Source organism: Nesterenkonia sedimenti, from assembly GCF_012641515.1.
Classification (GTDB): Bacteria; Actinomycetota; Actinomycetes; order Actinomycetales; family Micrococcaceae; genus Nesterenkonia; species Nesterenkonia sedimenti.
In genome coordinates, this window is record NZ_JABAHY010000059.1 from 1 (window position 1) to 355 (window position 355).

The following is a 355-nucleotide window of genomic DNA, read 5'->3' on the forward strand; positions in this document are numbered from 1 at the left end:
TGTGATGTCTCAGGGGATCGTGCACAGATGTGTCTCAAGACATCGTGGACATATCTATGTCTCAGGACTTCGTGGACGGTCTCGTCTGGTGGGGCCCATGCCAGCCGCGGCGGTGTTCGGGCTTTGGGTATTGGGCTATGGTCTCGCCGTCTGAGCCGCTGAGGGTCACGGTGCTGGCGTCCCAGGTGACAGTGACCTGCTCGCCTTTGCGCTGGTAGCCGGCGTAGAACTTGTTGGCCAGAACACCGATGTAGCCGCCCTTGGAAATTACCCGCACTGCTGTGCCGGTGATGCCGGCCGAGAGAGTCTTCCCCGCGGTCTTCATCAGCGTGCCTTCTGGGGTGCGAGGCCCGTA

General features: G+C 61.4%; 1 protein-coding gene. It reads right to left on the minus strand.

Annotation, left to right across the window (positions count from 1 at the left end; translation table 11 throughout):
* Positions 1–61 precede the first annotated feature (61 nt).
* Positions 62–355: hypothetical protein (locus HGQ17_RS14925; RefSeq protein ID WP_211090725.1), on the minus strand; the 294-nt coding region annotated here is incomplete at its 5' end.